We start from the raw sequence: 17,933 nt of genomic DNA on the forward strand, positions 1-17,933 counted from the left end.
TTAATGGACTCCCAGAAACTTAAATGGTTTGGTCGATACAAACTGCCCGGCTGTATTGCCTGCATATGTTTTACCACTTACCAGATCCAGCATCCTGACAGGCGCACCCGCCGAGAAATCCACCTCTTTGAAATCCACCCAGAACACATTGGGATAAATGGTCGACTCATAATAATAAACCTTGTTCTTCTGGTCGGAAAGCGTTCTCCATCTTGTCGACGAGATATTCGGCTGGTCGGGTGTCGTAATGCCCAGCGGGACGGAAGTGTTGCGGATCACACTGAAAACACTGGCCACCGCTACCCGCGTATCGTCTACCTTCGGGATGGCATTGATATAGAAGGAAGCCCTTACGAAACGGTCGGCAGCCCGGTTGGTTCCGGGAAGGAAAGTGGTTCCGCCGATGTTCTTCCAGTAATCGTCTAACGCCAGTTGCTGATCAAATACCGGCGAGTTGGTCATCACCTGGTACGACTTGCTATGATGGATATTCAATTTACCGTTCACATATTCGAAGATAGCATTGTCGCCATCCGCGTCGGAGATAGACAGGTGCAATGTTGCCAGGCGCGTACCGTCGGGCATCATGTCGGATACCACTTCGAACGTGCCTTTTTCGGTAAAGGCCACCGCCTCATCCACCGTAGCAAAATTATCCAGCATATACTGAACCCAGGCCGCAATGGAAAGTCCCGGCTTCTTACCGTCCCACTGCGGGTATTCCGACTCTGCCAGCCAGAGGAGGTTGGCTACCAGCCCTTTTTCATTCATTCCGTCCGTACTGCAAATATCGTAAGCGGATGTTATTACGCTTCCGTATTTCGAAGTCCATTCCAGCGGATTCTTGCCTATTTCACCGTTGCGCTGCATGCCCCGTGGAAATATCCAGAGGTTACTGCGGGTATCTTCTTTCCAGTCCATCGTCCGGCCGGTCAGCACCGTATTACCTTTTCCCTGGTAGACAACTCTTGTACAGGCTTCCGACGGGCTGAACCGGGCGGTTGCAGCGATTGCCAGCAACGCTATTCCCCATTTATTCATCTCTCTCATAACTTTATCATAAATTATTTATAGTATATATAGTTATAAACGTTTTGCCGGGTGTATTGTTTAAAAAAGATAAGTGTCACAAATGTTACAATTTAAGAGTAACAGACCTTGTATCTTTGTTTGAAATAATTATATCATCAGACTATGGAACAGTTACATGCACATGAAGTCCTTCACATGATGGAAGGAAACAGTTACACGGAAGCCTCTTTGAGGGCTGCAATTATCGAACGGTTCGGTGAAGCACAACGTTTTTACGCCTGCTCGGCAGAATATATGAGTGTCGACGACCTGATCGTTTTCCTGAAGGAGAAAGGGAAATTCATGCCTATGGACGACGGCTTTACGGTCGATATTACAAAGGTTTGCAATCATTAAAGATTGTGTTATCTTTGCGGGTAAATATTGATTTTTCAGATGCCGACGAACGCTATTATAAAAAAGTCGAAGATGTGGAACTTATGGCATGGTTGCCATAAGCTGAGCCAGGGATGCAAGCATTGCTACGTTTATCGTGGCGACGCCAAAAGGGATGTGGACAGTTCGGTGGTGACGCAGACGAAAAGTTTCGATCTCCCCATCCAGAAGAAGCGCAACGGGGAATACAAAATCCCTTCCGGGACGCTCGTATATACCTGCTTCACCTCCGACTTCTTTGTAGAAGATGCCGACGGATGGCGGCCGGAAGCGTGGAAGATGATGCGCGAACGGAGCGACCTCTCGTTTATGATGATCACCAAGCGGATCGACCGCTTCGCCGCCTGTATCCCCGACGACTGGGGCGAAGGCTATGAAAACGTCACCATTTGCTGCACGATCGAGAACCAGGAATGCGCCGACTACCGCCTGCCGATCTACAAAGCGGCCCCGATCAGGCATAAGATACTCATCTGCGAACCGTTGCTGGGAAAAATAGACCTGCGCCCTTACCATATCGGGGAATGGGTGGAGCAGGTGGTTGTAGGTGGCGAGTCGGGCTATGAGGCCCGCCCGTGTGATTTCGACTGGGTGATGGATCTGCATGACGTATCCGTGGAAAGCAATGTCGCTTTCTGGTTCAAGCAAACCGGTGCGAAATTCATCAAAGACGGTGAAGCCTACACGATCAGGCGACAGTTCCAGCATTCGCAAGCCCGCAAGGCGAACATAAATTTCAAATAGATATATCCGCCAGGCGGCCGGCTTTATTCTTTTATCAAACGCAACAGCGTTTCATGCATGGCGCCGTTCGTGGCGAGCACTTCGTCGCCCGACTGCCAGTTGCCGCCGCCGCTGAAATCAGTCACTTTTCCTCCGGCCTGCATCAGGATCATAGCACCGGCCGCCACATCCCACGGGCCGATCCAGGCTTCGATACGGGCTTCGAACCTTCCTGCCGCGATATAGCATATCTCTGCCGCCGCCGCTCCCATCAGGCGGGTTCCTCCGGCAAAACCATACAGGCGGTCGACCAGGTGGAGAGCTACCGGACGGTAAGCATCCGAGTTATAAGGAAATCCCAAGTCGATAAAGGCTTTGTCGAGATCGGACACATCCGATACATGGATCTCCTTCCCGTCCAGATACGCCTTACTGCCTTTCCAGGCGTAATAACATTCATCCCGGCATACTTCATACACGACACCGAGCAACAGCTCTTCTTTATTACGCAGGGCAATACTTACGCAATAGGGTGCTATGTCGTGAATATAATTGGAAGTACCATCGAGCGGATCGACCAGCCAACAATAATTCTCGTCGGTCAGGCTGCCGCTGCCTTCTTCTGCTATGAAACCGGCTTCGGGAAGTAAAGCGGAGAGCTGGGCGATCAGCCATTTCTCCGACTCCTTATCGACATACGACACATAGTTATGGGCACTTTTTTCCTCCACCCGTCCCCGGTCGAATTTACGTCGTTCCTCTTTCAGGAAAGCCCCTGCTTTACGGGCTATATGCTGTACCTCGGTACAAAGATTCTCTAAGTTCAACATGCTGCAATTCTTTCTTTTTAGCGTGACAAACGTACGCAATTTTATGGATTGCAAGGGTATATGGAAAATCTTTCTTATTTTTGTTAATGAATTTTCAAACAAAACTAGGTATTTAGCCGTTATCATTATAAAAAGAATACACTATAAAAAACAGATGAGGATTTGGATTAAACGAATAGGGATCGTCTGTCTGATACCTGTGGTATTGGTATTGTTGGTCTCTGTGCTATTATATATACCGCCTGTACAGAATTTTGCCGTGAAAAAAGCGGCTTATTATGCCGGTAAAGCTACCGGGATGCAGATCGGAATAGAACGGATACGGCTCTCTTTCCCGCTTAACCTGACGGTTCGGGGCGTAGAGGTGCTGGCTTCGCCTGCCGATACGCTGTTGACATTGAAAAGCCTGACTGTAAACGTACAAGCCCTCCCTTTATTAAAGCAAGAAGTTTTGGTAGATGCCATCAACCTCGAAGGGGTGAAGGTGAATACCGGAACCTTTATCGAAGGGATGGAGATCAAAGGAGTATTGGGACGTTTATATGCCAAGGCCGACCGCATCAACCTGGCAAAAGAAAAGGTCACCCTCAATACGATCGACCTGTCGGATACGGCGATCACCCTGCTGCTGAACGACACGACCACCCAAGCCGACACCACCTCGACACCCGTAAACTGGATACTGAAGCTCGAAAAGATAAACCTCGACCGGGTAGCATTCGCCATGCAGATGCCTGCCGACTCGTTGCGCCTGACAACCTACATAAATAAAGCCAGCCTGAAAGACGGCGTAGTCGACCTGGGTACTTCCCGCTACGGAGCCGACCTGTTCACGCTGACCGGTTCGACCTTTGGGTACGACGGCAACAACCAGGCTGCGACAGACGGTTTCGACCCTTCGCATATATCCCTGAGTAATGTAACGATCTCACTCGACTCCCTTTTCTACGGGGGAAGGGACATAAAAGCACGGATACGCGAGCTCTCCGCCGAAGACCGTTCGGGACTGACAATCTCCTCCCTCACCGGGAGCCTTCATAGCGACAGCACGACAATCAACGTACCGCAGCTCCTGTTGAAAACTCCTTCATCCGAGATGCGCCTGCTGGCTACGGTTCCCTGGAATTCATTTGCCGAAAGCCCGGAAGGGAACATGCGGGTGTTGCTTACCGCTTCCGTAGGGAAAGAGGATGTGATGATAGCGGCCGGGGCACTCCCGAAAGATTTTCAGAAAGCCTATCCGCAACAGCCCATCTCATTGACTGCCGGAGTGGAAGGTAACCTATCATCCCTGCTTCTCCGCCAACTGAAAGGAGAATTGCCGGGTGCTTTCCGTATGGACGTAAGCGGGACGATGAAGTCGCTGACCGACAGTGTGCGCCGTTCCGGTAAACTGGATCTGAAAGCGAAAACAGGCAACCTCGACTTTGTGCTGGCCATGTTGCCGGAGTCAGAACGGAAACGTTTCAACATCCCTTCCGGCATCACCCTGACCGGGGAAGCCGCCCTGAAGAACAACGAATACCAGGCCGACCTCCAGCTAAGGGAAGACAAAGGAAAAGTATTGCTGACCGGACGTTTCAACCCGGCCAAAGAGTCGTATGAAGCCGACCTGAAAGTAGACAGCCTGGAACCCCTGCATTTTATGCCGCTCGATTCCCTCTACGGGCTGACAGCCTCTATCCGGGCGGAAGGAAAAGGTTTCGATCCTTTCTCTGCTTCAACCTGGGCCAAACTGGACGGTAAGATCACCGATATCCACTATGGCAATTACAGTGTATCGGATGTCAGCCTGGCTGGTTCGCTCGAAAAGAATTTCGCCAAGTTCGACCTGCTGAGCAAGTACCCGTTGGCCAAAATGGACATGACGCTGAATGCCACCCTGCTGAAAAAAGAGATCAAAGCGATGCTGATCGCCGATGTCGAAAACTTCGACCTCTACGGCATGCACCTGATGAAAGACTCGCTAGCCACTTCTTTCCAGCTCTTCGCCGAGGCGGAAACCGACAGGGGAAAAAACAACCTGGTCGATGTCACGCTGGGTAACTGGGAGCTGACCACAACTACCGGCACCTATAAACCCAAAACCCTGACCCTGCACGCCGAGAGCACGACAGACACCACCCGCGTCTCCTTCCATGCCGGCGACCTGGGTATTACGCTGACCGGGAATGCCGACCTGGAGACCATGACCGACAAATTCAACAAGATATCGGAAGGCCTTAACCGGCAACTGGAAAAGGACTCGATGATCAACATCCCGGCTTTCCGTCCGTTGCTTCCGGATATGCATCTGGCTATCTCGGCCGGTAAGGACAATCCGATCTATAATATCTTACAGCAGGCCAATATTTCTTTCAATAACCTGAGCCTGGAAGCATTTTCTTCACCGGAAGAAGGTTTCCGGATGGATGCAGGCATCTACAACCTGATGCAGGACACGACCCGGCTCGACACGATCAGTTTCGCTATCCGGCAGGACTCGCTCGGGTTGTTGTATAACGCCGATGTCATCAAGACCAAATTCCGCCAGCAGGCACCTTTCACGGCTGGTGTGAAGGGAAAGATCAGAAGCACGTTCGCCGATGCCGAACTCCTGTACACCGACGGGATGGGAGACACCGGCATCCAACTCGGCTTACGCGCGAATAAGGTACAAGAGGGCATCAACCTGCATCTGTTCCCCGACAACCCGATCCTGGCTTTCCGGCCGTTCAAGCTGAACCCGGACAATTATATCCTTTATAAGAATGAGAAAGATATCGCAGCCAACGTCCGCCTGTCGGGAGATGAGAATGCATCCCTGTGGATACACTCGCTTCCTGCCGGGGAAAAGATGGAAGAGCTGCACCTCGAACTCAGCCAGATCAACCTGGATATGGTGACAAAAGGGTTCGCCGACCTACCTTCCATGAAGGGTGTCCTGAGTGCCGACCTGCAATATGCCCCGTCCGACAGTTCGTTCATGGTGGTGGCCGATGCCAATATCGACAACCTGATCTATGAAGGGGGACGGGTAGGCGAACTGATGTTCAGTACCGTTTACCTGCCGCTGGCCGATAATACCCACCAGGTGGACTTACACTTCCTGCGCGACCAGATAGAAGTATTGTCGGCGACCGCTCTTTATAAGATGGGAAAGACCGATCATCTGGACGGAACGCTCGACGTGACACATCTGCCGCTCGAAATGGTTAACCCCTTCATCCCCGATAATATGGCGAGCCTGAGTGGGGTGCTGGAAGGGAATATGACCATCAAAGGCAGCAGCAAAGAACCGAAAGTAAACGGATATATCGAAATGGACTCGACCTCGATGTTCGTCACAGCCGTAGGAACCAGTTTCCGGGTAGACGATAAAAAGATCGTGGTAAAAGACAACCAGGTCGTATTCGACGAATACCATATCCATGCCGCCGGAAAGAATCCCTTCGTGATAGACGGGACGATCGACTTCCATAATCCTTCTCGGATGATGGCCGACCTGAAATTGAAAGCGGATAACATGCAACTGCTGGATGTGAAACGGAATAAGGAAAGCCTGGTGTACGGCAAGCTGCTCGTCAATCTGGCATCTACCGTCAAAGGCCCGCTCGATGCGCTTATCATGCGCGGCAGCCTGCAATTGCTGGGTGGAACGAATGTGACGTATGTCATGCAGGACTCTCCGCTGACGGTACAGGATCGTTTGTCAGACCTGGTTACGTTCACCTCTTTCGAAGATACGCTGGTGAACCGTCGCCGGCAAGAAGCACCGCTGCCGTTGGGTGGTATGGATATGTTGTTGACGATCCGTATCGACCAATCCGTACGGCTGAATGCCGACATCACTCCCGACCGTTCCAGCAAAGTGGAACTCGAAGGGGGCGGCGACCTCTCTTTCCAATACACGCCGCAGGGCGAAATGATCCTGAACGGACGCTACACCTTGTCGGGGGGGATCGTAAAATACGCCTTGCCTATCATCCCACTGAAAGAGTTCAATATACAAGACGGCAGTTACGTACAATGGAGCGGTAACCCGATGGATCCGTACCTGAACCTGACGGCAACCGAACGTCTCCGTACCAATGCCACACCCGACGGACAGAACCCGCGCATGGTCAGCTTCGACGTAGGTATCGCGCTCAAACAACAGTTGGAAAATCTGTCACTCCAGTTTGTCCTGACTGCCCCGGAAGACCAGGCGATGCAGACGCAACTGAACACGCTGGGAGAAGACGAACGCACCAAACTGGCTGTCGGGATGATCATCACCGGAATGTACCTGTCGGGCAGCAGCAGCGGCAAAAGCAATATGAATATGGGGGCGGCCCTGAACAGCTTCCTCAACAGCGAGATCAGCAACATTGCCGGAAGTGCACTGAAGACGGTGGATATCTCCTTCGGTATGGAAAGCTACGATGAAAACGGCAGCGGCGACGGCGGTGGGCGTACCGACTATAACTTCAGCTTTGCCAAACGTTTCTACAACGACCGTATCCGTATCGTGCTGGGCGGCCGTATCTCGACCGGCGAAAATGCCAGCAGCAGCAACCAGACACAGGCTTTCATCGACAATGTGTCGGTAGAGTACCGCCTGGATGCCAGCGGCACGCGCTACGTGAAGCTTTTCCACAATAAGAACTACGAGAGCCTGCTGGAAGGCGAGATCACGGAGACGGGCGTCGGTATCGTGCTTCGCCGCAAGATGCTGCACCTGCGCGAACTGTTCAATTTCAAGAAGAATAAACCCAAACCGGTAAATGAAGAAGAATGATGACAGGAAAGATGACAAATACAATGACAGAGAGTGCTGACAAAAGATGTCAGGACAAAAACATACTGCAAGGTGTCCGCGCCGGTTCGCGGAAGCCTTTGACGTGCTGCAAAACGTCCGCGCCGATCCGCTGGGGCTCTTGCAGAGCTGCAAAACGTCCGCGCCGATCCGCTGAGGCTCTTGCAGAGCTGCAAAACGTCCGCGCTGTCCCGCTGGGGCTTCTGAAGTGCAGCAAGACCTTCATGCCGATTGTTTCGTTATGCCTTTTGCTATTCCTGGCTTCCTGCTCCACTACCAAGAACCTTCCCGAAGGTGAAGTGCTGTATACCGGTATCAAGAAGATAGAAGTCACCCACGAAGATAAAACGAATGCGGGGGAAGATGCCCTGGCGGAAGTGGAAGCCGCCCTGGATTATCCCCCCAATAATGCCCTGCTGGGGAGCTCGTCGATCCGTGTGCCGCTCCCTTTCGGCCTGTGGGTGTACAATGCGTTTGTCAACAAGAAAGGGAAACTGGGGAAATGGATATTCGAGAAGCTGGCTGCCAAACCGGTGTTTATCTCGACCGTCAACCCGGAAGTACGTGTCAAAGTGGCGCAGAACCTGCTGAAAGAATACGGTTACTTCAACGGGAATACGGGCTTCCAGGTAGATCCTGACCCGAAAAATCCGAAGAAAGCCAAGATATCCTACCAGGTAGAAATGAACAACGCCTGGACGTACGACAGTATCCGTTATGTCCGGATGCGTCATAAGATGGACACCCTGATACAAAACACGGTGGGCGACCGCCTGCTGCATAAAGGCGAGAACTTCAACGTCACGAACCTTGAAGCCGAGCGGCAGCGTATCTCCTCTTTATTGCGTAACAACGGTTTCTACTATTTCCGTCCCGAGTTCATCACTTACCAGGCCGATACCATCATGAACCCCGGAAAGGTAGCCCTGCGTATCACGACCAAACCGGGTCTGTCGCGTGCTGCCCTGCGTCCGTGGAAGATCGGTGATATCTCCGTCACGCTGAACGGTTACAATAATGAACCGCCCACCGACTCGGTGAAATACAAAGACCTGACGATCTATTACGAAGGGAAGCTCCGTATGCGCCCTTCCGTCTTATACAACCGTCTGAAATTCCGTACGGGCGAGCTTTATTCGCAGAAGAAACAGGAACAGACACAGACCAGCTATTCGCGCCTGGGGGTTTTCCGCTATTCAGAAATGCAATATACTCCCCGTGATACGACACGCCGGCAAGATACGCTGGACTTGAAGATCAACACGGTATACGACCTACCCCTCGATGGCGAGCTGGAAGTGAACGTGACTTCCAAGAGTAACGACCAGGTAGGCCCCGGTGCGATCTTCAGTGTAACGAAGCGGAACGTGTTTGGCGGTGGGGAAACTTTCGGGGTACGCCTGCGCGGATCGTACGAATGGCAGACCGGTAAGCGGGTGGACGGCTCCAAGTCGGCCATTAACAGTTGGGAAATGGGATTGAGCGGGACGTTGACTTTCCCGCAAGTTATCTTCCCCAGCCTGATGCGGGGGGATTTACAGTACCCGTCGAGCACTTCTTTCCGCCTTTACGTCGACCAGCTCAACCGGGCACGCTTCTTCAAGATGCTGGCGTTCGGGGGAAGTGCTTCGTACGACTTCCAGCCGACTGCCACCAGCCATCACTCGGTAACCCCTTTCAAGCTGACATATAACCTGCTGCAGTCGACTACACATGAGTTCGACAGCATCACCAAAGAGAACAAGGCTTTGAAGTTAAGTCTCGAGAACCAGTTCGTCCCGGCTATAGGGTACACCTACACATACGACGATGCCCCTATTACCACCAAGCGGAACCATACCTGGTTACAGCTATCCGTTACCCAGGCCGGTAATCTCCTGGCGGCTGGTTATGCCATTGCCGGAAAGAAATTCAATGAAGAGGGCAAGCAGTTGTTCGGAAACAAGTTTGCCCAGTTCGTAAAAGGGACTGCCGAGGTTCGTTACAATTATAAGATCGGCCGTAACCAGCATCTGGTGGGACGTCTGATGGCAGGTGCCATTTACAGTTACGGCAATGCCCGTGTTTCCCCTTACAACGAGCAGTTCTATATCGGCGGAGCCAACAGCCTTCGTGCCTTTACCATCCGTTCCATCGGGCCGGGTCGTTTCAAACCAGAAGAAAGTACATACAGTTATCTGGATCAGACCGGTGATTTGAAGTTTGAAGCCAATATCGAATATCGTTTCCCGATCCTGGGCGACCTTCACGGTGCCGCCTTTATCGACACCGGAAATGTCTGGCTGATACGCGAAGACACACAACGTCCCGGTGGCCAGTTAAAATGGGGTCGTTTCCTGAAAGACCTGGCACTGGATGCCGGTGTAGGACTTCGCTACGATCTCACCTTTATCGTGATCCGCCTGGATATGGGTATCCCCTTGCATGTCCCTTACGAATCGGGCAAGAACGGTTACTTCAATGTCCCCAATTACACACCGGGCTGGCACCTGGCGATCGGATATCCGTTCTAAAAGAGAATGCCCGGCCATTTCCTTACCCTATAAGGTATCCTCCGATACCCTATAGGGTGTATCTCTCTTCCCTATACCCTGTTGCACGCTACCCTGAAGGGTAAAACACTGTAAAACAGAGACAAACAAACAAGAAGGACAGAAAAGGACAAAAAGGACACCGGCACTTTTTTCAGGCGGCCGGCGGAGTCTTTTTGCTGTAAACGCCTGCCGACAGGCGAGTGATGTACTGCGGTTCCAGACGGGAAAGATGGCGGCGTACGGTACGGTCGTTTATCTGTGCGGCCTGGGTCAATGCATAGAGGTCGGAAAGGGTGAACTGCTCCGGTAGCTGTTCGAATATCTTCCGGAAATAATCGGGACAGGTCAGCTCGGGAACGGGAGAAGACTCCTCCAGTTGCGTCATCAGCAGGCGACTGTGTTCGAGGCAGACATCGACGATCGACAGGGCGGCACGGAAATGAGCGGCACTGCAATAACGCTCGTCTACCCCATAATCGAGCGAAGCCGCATCGAGGGCGGTAAAAAGCATGCACAGACGGTACGCCATCAATCCGTGACGTTTTACCACACTCAGGAAATGCTCACTGCCAAAGAGGTCGGTTTCGCGCAGCAACCGCTCGAAATGCACGTTCAGCTCCTGCCATTGCAGCGGGGTGAGCCTGACCTGCAAACGGCGTTTACGCAATAACATGGCGACCTGCAACACCCGTTCGGACAGTTCGCCCAGATAAAGTTCGAACTGTTCCGCTTCACCCGCCGACGACACATCCTGCCATACCGCCTCACTCCGGCAGGTGTACAGCAACAGGCGGCTGGCCAGGCCGTTCTCTACATTGGGTACCAGGCGAAGAAACTGCCCCGGCGTACCGGCCAGCAGAATAGCCAGGCGGGGACGTTCCACCCGTATCATTTCGTGGTCGGTCTTACGCGACGAAGCCACCATTTCATGGTGGAATGCCTTGCGCAGCAGGTCGTCGAACAGGCCGTAATCCTGCTTCCCCGCACTGATCAGGGTATCGATCTCGCTGTCGGCCATCAGCCCGCCTATATCGCCGTTCTCGGACAGGTGAACCAGCAGCTTCGCCTTGGTGATCTGGGTAGGGATATAGAAATAGCAGGTTCTTTCCTCCCGCGGGGCATCGGCTACGCTCACCGCCTTCTTCGTGCGGCGCGACTCCGCTTTCTTCAGCTCCCACTCTTCGAGCGCCTGCAGGTATTCATCTTCCTTACGCTTCGTCTCTATTTCGATCAACGAGGCATAACGGTCGGCCAGATGGCGCATATCGTTGATACAGCCCTTGCCGTTGGCTGCCGGGGCAACCTCGACGGTATAGAGGTGGGGATATACCCGTTTACGGTTGTACACGCCCCATACACCGGGCAGGCAGGCACTCAACACGGTACAAGCCGCCAGAAAAGCCATGTCGCGTTCGCGGCGGTCGGTATAGAAGCGAAGGGCATCGCCCAGCAACGGCGGCAGGTGGTCGGTGATATCCCCGGGAAGAAAAGGAGTGTTGCGGCGCAGCTCCTCGCCCGAAAAAGTGCCCGTGTCCTTTTTGTCCTTTTGTGTCCTAAACGTTGCGGGGGAGACGGAACGTTCACCCTTATTCCCCTCATAGGCAGAGGATAACGCCTGATCGATCTCTTCGGATGTAAAGCCGGGAGCGTGCAACAGGGGGATGCAAAAAGCGGCGACTTCTTCGCGGGAAAAGCCTTTCCGGTTCGCTTCGCAGCCCAGGCGGTAAACGGTCTGGTTACGGTTGCCCTCCGCCATCGGGTGACGGTGCAGCCATTCCTGTGCAAATAGCTGTACGGGAGACAAGGTGGAGACAACGAAGGTTTCGGCATCGGGGTTATACCAGGCATCCGGATCGTCGCTCACATAGCAGCAACGGCTGATGTCTTTGCAAACACGGTCGCAGGATAGCCCCGACAGTTGTTCGTACCAGGTGGCAACGGCAGTGAAAGCATTCAGATGCAGCTCGTGGTCGGTATCTACGAGCACGAATACTTTCAGGCCTTCCCCGCCGGGACTGATAAACAGTCCCAGGGTGTACTTCTGCTCACGGAAAAGACGGGCCAATGCCGGCGGGTCGGACACATGGTCGAAGTCGAGCCCCACGGCATGGCTGTAAGTTTCCAGTTGGTCGGCACGGTGTCCGGTACGGAATACCCCCGAGGGAGTAAAGCCGGGCAGTTGTGTTTTGAGCTTGCGGGCTCCTTCCCCGTTTCCGGCAGCCAGGGCATTACGGTAAGCGGTTATCTCATGCATCCAGTGGCGGATACGGATCAGGATAATGATTTCTTCGAGGGTACGGGGTTCTGAAGCTGGCAAGTAGAGCTTGCGGAAGAAAGAAACTTGAGGATGTGTATTCATAACTAAAAGGATTTAAGGCACCAAGCCGATTTGTATACCCTAAAATTAGCCAACCTTCCCGACATGGCAAGGCACATAAAAAGACCGGCCGGGTGTTTCCGCAGATACTCCGGGGGCATCAGGACAGGTATAACTGTTACGGATCCGCCCGATAACCGGTCAATTAATGTGAGAAGGCAGGGTGATAAGAATACTTATTTTCCTACTTCACGGCCTTCCAACCCCATATAATAGAAGCGTTTCACGGCTGCGGGGCTGGCTTCGAAGGTAAAGATATCGTACATCAGGTAATAGAGCTGCCCGTCGCGTTTACGCTCCGAACATTCCCGCAGCCGCAGGGCAATGTCTTTTACGGCAAAGGTCACGGCTTTATGATTTTTCGCCGATACCGTTATCCGGTCTTCGGGAAAGATCACACTGGCTCCCAGACGGTCGCGCAGGCAGGCCTTATAGGCCGACAACTTATGTTCATTACTACGGGACAGGCGCCCGTCCCGTTCACGCATCGTGCGCAACCCGGTTATCTCAGCAAACAGCGCATCCAATGATAGGGATGCGAAAGATTGTTGTTTTTTTTCATGTTACTGAATGTTTTAAATTATGTACTAATAGACGAAGCCCCGACGGAATGAACCGCCGGGGCTTGTTTTTGTCTGTTTTTGCTCTTCACAGAGATCGAACAGAAGAACTTTATTTCATTACTTTAGTATTAATACGACCGCTTGTTCGCCCTCACGGGGTAATTGGTTGGGAGTGGTTCACGAACCGCCCGTACCGCGCAGTCAAATTTAAATTTATTGATTATAATAGTTTCTATTATTTCACGATTGCCTTTACAGCTGCTTCACCTTCTACGGCTACTACAACGATACCTGCAGGAACAGCGATCGTTGCATTGTCAGAAGAAAGAACCGTACTTGCAATTGTCTGACCAAGAACATTGTTAATAACAACAGTCTTACCTGCTGCACCTTTAACTGTAACATAACCGTTACCAGCGATAACTGATACTTCAGAAACTGTAACTACGTCGTTAGCAGTCGGAGTACGGCTGTCTTCTTTCAGTTTGAATACTTCAGCTTGTCTGATATCACGAGTAACAACGATATTACCGTTGATATAACGTAAATAACCTACAAGTACATCATTGTCCAGATCACTCGGATATTTATATCCTGTTTCAAGAACAAATGTAGATTCTTTGATATTTTCAGCAGGATCAACTACGCGGAAGGCGAACTTGAACAACTGAGGAGCTTCTGTAATCTTGTATTCAGATGCAACACCTGCAGCAACAGTATCAACATGGAACAATGTATCATTTGAACAAACTCCCTGTACAAAACCAAGTTTTACGTAAGGAGTACTACCATCGATATAAGTATACTTATTCACATGGATATTATCTTTACCATCTGTTACGATAGCAGAATCAGCTAAGTTAACCAGGAAGCGTCCCCATGTAGTATCTTCACTATGGATCAAACCTGCATGAGAAGGTTCATTACATGTATAAGTAGTATCTTTATGGATAGCATTTACAGCTAACAGATATTCTGGATGATCCTTGCTTCCGTCAATCGGGTCTACATAAATAGCCGGATTGATCTTATTGTTTTCAACAGCATTACCTACACCCAGGAATTCACCCTTTTCATACAGTACATTTGATTCAGATTCTGCATATTCGGAACGGAAGATCTTAATTACATCACCCTGGCCGAAGCTCAGATACTGTGCAGATTCTTTCTGAGTCAATGTAAACAGGTCGCTTTCGTTCTGCTGATACATACCATATTGGTTAACGATACCTTTAGCAGATGTTTCACCGGCATAAGCCTTTTGTGAAAGTTTTTTCACTGTATACGGTTCGTTATCATTGTTTCTGATATAGATATACTTGCCATCTTCCTGAGATACGATCTGATTATAAGCATAATCACCACTATGAGTATAATGATCTACTTCAACCAGGTTATATTTAAGGCTATCCTTATCGGCGTCACCCATGATCTTCAAAGCAAAGTAAGAAGCGCCCAGTGCATTGTACCCCGTCTTGCTACTTTCGTTTCCAGTAGTATATCTGTCGCGATTACCATCATAAGCCATGAATTCATCGTTTTCAATATTCTTGAATGCAAAAGCCAGAATCTTCAAAGTATCTTGTTGAACGTCCGGTTTGCCGTCTTCATCGAGAATACCGACATTACTTACTACACAAATTGTATCAGGAACCATCTTGACATCTTTATCCACGTTATTCCATGCATCTTCTTTCTGGAACATCAGAGGAACGATACGCCATGCAGTAGCATCAGCCTTTTCTTTTTCAAGACCAACCTGATGGTTTTCCTTATGGTTTTCTGTTACATAAGCAGTGTCGCGAACGGCAGAGTAAGAACCCATATGGAAAGATAGGTCTTTCAGTTTCGAATAATCAGCAAATCTGAAGAAACCATCGGCCGGAGTAGTCTCAACTGCTTTGATCTCAAGTGTATCCGATTCATAAGAAGCATAAGGATCAACATAATATGCATAAATATCCGTATCGTCTGTCTTGTAGCAGTTTTCAGGATAAATATAATACGGATTCCCTTCCGGATTTTCACGGTTCGTAAGCTTAATACGTACAGCGTATTCACTACTACCTTCCGGTCTGTAAGTATCTGCTGTTGCAGCCCACTGTGTTTCCGGATAGTTAAACAAGACATCCGATTCTTTCATGAACTCTGCATTGCCATAATTATTCAAACCTAATACTTTACCGAAATTACTTGAATACTGTTTCTTTGTATTCTTGTTGGCAATAGTATAGAATTTACCTGTCATCATATCTTCAACAGACAGTCTGCGATATGTAGACAGTTTGATAGTAATGGCATCGATTGTTTCGCCCTTCACTACTGCAGTCAACGTATTTTTGTTAGACAGTTTGACTGAACCCAATACATAAACAGTCGCGTCATCTGTCATATCACCTGTTACAGTAATGTTTTTGAGGTTTGTGTTAACGCCTGCTTCGAAGTCATAGGCTGCATTAAGTGTGAAGATAGAAGCATATTTGTATTCATCGTTCTTCAAGGAAGTAGCCAGATCCTTCGGATCAATTTCAACGATACGGTAAGTATCTTTTCCGGTAGGATTGGTGGAAGAATACATATTTTCTACCTGCATTACGATCAACTTGCCATTATCCTTCTGTAACATGAAAGCAGCTGTATCAGCTTTAGCCGGTTCCAGTTCGTAAGTATAATCATAACTGTTTGCCGGAATATCATACTCCTTAGTTTTAGAATTATATAAATAGACAGTTTTCCACTGAACTGGTTTCAGATTTGTATCTTTAAACGGGTTGTTCTCCAAGGTCTTGTCTACTTTCTTGTCATCAGTTTTGAATTCAATATCGGCCATGAAGCTTGAACCGAAAATAGAACGCAAATCACCAGCTTCCAAGCCTTCAGAAGGAGCAGCATATACACCAAGGGCAAATTCAGTACTGCTAGCTACACCAGCCACAGCATTAGAAGTGCTTAGTACAACATTAGCCGGGCCAACTTTTTTATTTGTAGTAGCAGCTCCAACTAAAGTGCCGTTATCATCATGTAAAAACACCTTTGCCTTAGCGTTATAAAACCTCATCTGGCTCGTTGCAGCATCGTATTGCAGATTCCAAACAAACAATTCAGGATTTTTGCTATCCAAAGCTACTTTGTCAGCTTTACCGTCAGTCTTAGCCTTTAAAACCATACCGTCTTTTGTCAGCAACAGAAAATCACCTGATCCGACAGCAGCCGAAGGTAATTCTGCAGCATAGGCTGTCACAGTTCCTGTTGCACTGATAACAAGATTGATAGCGTTTTCCGGTGCATTTTTAGGTTCACCCAGTACTAATGCCTGAGATTCACCATCTTTCTCTGTATTGATAATTACATCTTTGTCTTTCAATGTTTTAGCAACTTCTGTAGAAATCTGAGATGCATCAGTTAGCAAGCTCGCCAACTCCTGTGCATCTACACCTTCAGTATCGATCGTTGTTGTTTCCGTCGAATTCTGAATAGCATCCACAAGCGGAGCAATCAAATTACCACTTAGAGCAGTAGCAGCCGCCTTTAATGCAGAATTATACTTTGTTGCATGCAGATATTCCACACTATAAGTATTGCCATCCAATTCATTACCATTACGAACAACCATATCAGCGACGCAATTATTAAACGTACTGGCAGCAACAATCGCAGCAGCATCGACAGCAGGAGCGGCAGAAGCACTTCCATAACCGGCAATAGAAAGATTCAAACTGTCAATTGCTATCTTAACGGAGTCATTCGATTTAGTTTCAACTTTTGTATTCTTATAAATCTGAATAGCTGAAGAATACCAGGCAAGCGTATCACCCGCTGCATTCTTTCCGGCAACAGTGTCTCTTAAGTTTTTAAAAGTATTTCCCGTAAAAGCATAGTCCGTTTTACTCGTCTGGGGATAAAGAACAATACCATTAGCAATGGTTCCACTTGCAGAACTGGCTGTTGTAAAAAGACAACCGTCTACCGACAATTTATCAGCAAAAGCAGTCAACGCTGTTTTTGTCCAATAACCGTTAGCATCTTCACTAACCGGATTGGTAACAACTGTCAGATTTTTAACTGTAACATTCTCTGCAGTGACCACCATACGACCAATGATCGAATCTGTTGCATTCTTTCCTATTACCGTAACACCAGGAGTAGCAATAATGAAATACTTTTTGCCGCTGGAAAGATCCTGCTTTCCATTAATCAATAAAGTATCTCCCTGTGCCAAACCTTTTACAACGTGAGCATAGCCAATACTATCCTTATCAAAAGTGATAGTCTTAGCTTTCTCCGCAGCATTCACATTACAAAACAACGCACCTGACAGAAGCAAGCCCGTTGTCATAAACGTAGAAAACTTTTTGTTCATAATCTTCAATTTAATATTAATAATAGTGTTTCTAAAAAGCCTGTTCGGATAGGAAAGCTTAGTGTTGTCAAACGTTAAATGACTAGCCAAAACGTTCCTTTTTTTTAGTCATCTTTTGGGGAGTCAATTGCTTTCGTGTAAAAAAGAGGGAATTTTATACTAACTTTGCTATCCAGTTGATAAGAAAGCACATAGATTAGGTAAAATAATTTGGAAAAGGATTGCAGATTCAAAATTAAGCGATACCTTTGTATGACTAAAAAAAAGGAACGATTTATCTAGTCAGTCCTATTTCAGTATCT

The 17,933-nt window shown here is 49.2% G+C and carries 9 protein-coding genes; 4 read left to right on the plus strand and 5 right to left on the minus strand.

Annotation, left to right across the window (positions count from 1 at the left end; all coding sequences use genetic code 11):
* On the minus strand, nucleotides 1–1,050 hold the full coding sequence (locus HMPREF1212_RS18710; RefSeq protein ID WP_028727161.1) for a linear amide C-N hydrolase: 1,050 nt from the start codon (nucleotides 1,048–1,050) through the stop codon (nucleotides 1–3).
* A gap of 144 nt (nucleotides 1,051–1,194) precedes the next feature.
* Between HMPREF1212_RS18710 and HMPREF1212_RS18715 the strand changes: the two genes are divergently transcribed.
* Nucleotides 1,195–1,428, plus strand: a complete 234-nt coding sequence (locus HMPREF1212_RS18715) for a YecH family metal-binding protein (protein WP_046150655.1) — start codon at nucleotides 1,195–1,197, stop codon at nucleotides 1,426–1,428.
* Nucleotides 1,429–1,467: 39 nt separating this feature from the next.
* The gene (locus HMPREF1212_RS18720) at nucleotides 1,468–2,211 is read left to right on the plus strand and encodes a DUF5131 family protein (RefSeq protein WP_046150656.1); all 744 of its coding nucleotides are present in this window, start codon (nucleotides 1,468–1,470) and stop codon (nucleotides 2,209–2,211) included.
* Between the two features lie 23 nt (nucleotides 2,212–2,234).
* Here HMPREF1212_RS18720 and HMPREF1212_RS18725 read toward each other — a convergent pair whose 3' ends face one another.
* Nucleotides 2,235–3,020, minus strand: coding sequence for an inositol monophosphatase family protein (locus HMPREF1212_RS18725; protein ID WP_046150657.1), 786 nt, complete (start codon nucleotides 3,018–3,020; stop codon nucleotides 2,235–2,237).
* Between the two features lie 154 nt (nucleotides 3,021–3,174).
* On the opposite strand from HMPREF1212_RS18725, the gene HMPREF1212_RS18730 reads away from it, so the two are divergent.
* Together HMPREF1212_RS18730 and HMPREF1212_RS18735 are read left to right on the plus strand one after the other, a co-directional pair.
* Complete coding sequence (locus tag HMPREF1212_RS18730; protein ID WP_046150658.1) at nucleotides 3,175–7,779, plus strand: translocation/assembly module TamB domain-containing protein; 4,605 nt, start codon at nucleotides 3,175–3,177, stop codon at nucleotides 7,777–7,779.
* 242 nt (nucleotides 7,780–8,021) lie between these two features.
* Nucleotides 8,022–10,310: a translocation and assembly module lipoprotein TamL gene (locus HMPREF1212_RS18735; RefSeq protein WP_046151231.1), complete on the plus strand. Its 2,289-nt coding sequence runs from the start codon at nucleotides 8,022–8,024 to the stop codon at nucleotides 10,308–10,310.
* 172 nt (nucleotides 10,311–10,482) lie between these two features.
* Here the strand turns inward: HMPREF1212_RS18735 and HMPREF1212_RS18740 are convergent, their stop codons facing one another.
* The 3 genes from HMPREF1212_RS18740 to HMPREF1212_RS27395 all read right to left on the minus strand — a co-directional run bounded on the left by HMPREF1212_RS18740 (nucleotide 10,483) and on the right by HMPREF1212_RS27395 (nucleotide 17,631).
* Complete coding sequence (locus HMPREF1212_RS18740; RefSeq protein WP_046150659.1) at nucleotides 10,483–12,690, minus strand: DUF3987 domain-containing protein; 2,208 nt, start codon at nucleotides 12,688–12,690, stop codon at nucleotides 10,483–10,485.
* A 194-nt stretch (nucleotides 12,691–12,884) separates the two neighbouring features.
* Nucleotides 12,885–13,235 (minus strand): hypothetical protein, encoded by a 351-nt coding sequence (locus HMPREF1212_RS18745; protein WP_046150660.1) that lies wholly within the window; start codon nucleotides 13,233–13,235, stop codon nucleotides 12,885–12,887.
* 271 nt (nucleotides 13,236–13,506) lie between these two features.
* Nucleotides 13,507–17,631, minus strand: a complete 4,125-nt coding sequence (locus tag HMPREF1212_RS27395; RefSeq protein WP_232430159.1) for a DUF6383 domain-containing protein — start codon at nucleotides 17,629–17,631, stop codon at nucleotides 13,507–13,509.
* Between the last annotated feature and the right edge of the window lie 302 nt (nucleotides 17,632–17,933).

Source organism: Parabacteroides sp. HGS0025 (assembly GCF_000969845.1).
Classification (GTDB): Bacteria; Bacteroidota; Bacteroidia; order Bacteroidales; family Tannerellaceae; genus Parabacteroides; species Parabacteroides gordonii.

Bases quoted from the DNA above. Each gene is read 5' to 3' on its own strand.
- HMPREF1212_RS18710 (WP_028727161.1), bottom strand. From the start codon at position 1,050: ATGAGAGAGATGAATAAATGGGGAATAGCGTTGCTGGCAATCGCTGCA.
- HMPREF1212_RS18715 (WP_046150655.1), top strand. From the start codon at position 1,195: ATGGAACAGTTACATGCACATGAAGTCCTTCACATGATGGAAGGAAAC.
- HMPREF1212_RS18720 (WP_046150656.1), top strand. From the start codon at position 1,468: ATGCCGACGAACGCTATTATAAAAAAGTCGAAGATGTGGAACTTATGG.
- HMPREF1212_RS18725 (WP_046150657.1), bottom strand. From the start codon at position 3,020: ATGTTGAACTTAGAGAATCTTTGTACCGAGGTACAGCATATAGCCCGT.
- HMPREF1212_RS18730 (WP_046150658.1), top strand. From the start codon at position 3,175: ATGAGGATTTGGATTAAACGAATAGGGATCGTCTGTCTGATACCTGTG.
- HMPREF1212_RS18735 (WP_046151231.1), top strand. From the start codon at position 8,022: ATGCCGATTGTTTCGTTATGCCTTTTGCTATTCCTGGCTTCCTGCTCC.
- HMPREF1212_RS18740 (WP_046150659.1), bottom strand. From the start codon at position 12,690: ATGAATACACATCCTCAAGTTTCTTTCTTCCGCAAGCTCTACTTGCCA.
- HMPREF1212_RS27395 (WP_232430159.1), bottom strand. From the start codon at position 17,631: ATGAACAAAAAGTTTTCTACGTTTATGACAACGGGCTTGCTTCTGTCA.